Consider the following 328-nt stretch of genomic DNA (forward strand, 5'->3'; position numbering starts at 1 on the left):
GTGAAGTCGTTCATGGCGTATCGCAAGGTGAAGGTTTCAGTGGTTGGAACGACCAAGCGCACCAAATCAACCTAACGGTACCCGTTGAAGACGGCCAACTTGAGTTAGGCTTCGGTTCAACCTTGAACCAAGGTGTGAGTGATGAGTCGTTTGGCATCGATAACATTGAAATCACAGTGTCTGATGCGGATTACCAAATTATTGGTACCGAAGATACGCCAGTACCACTGGATATTGATGCGGCGTTAACCGATACCGATGGTTCAGAAAATCTCGCTATCTTGATTGAAGATGTACCAGAGGGAAGTTCGCTTTCTGCAGGTACCGA

General features: G+C 47.3%; 1 protein-coding gene. It reads left to right on the forward strand.

From position 1 onward, the window contains the following. The coding region (locus tag AB4486_RS27610; RefSeq protein ID WP_372119992.1) for a hypothetical protein at positions 1-328 on the forward strand (328 nt) is incomplete at both ends.

The sequence above is a fragment of the Vibrio sp. 10N.222.55.C6 genome (assembly GCF_041473395.1).
In the GTDB taxonomy this organism is placed as follows: Bacteria; Pseudomonadota; Gammaproteobacteria; order Enterobacterales; family Vibrionaceae; genus Vibrio; species Vibrio crassostreae_C.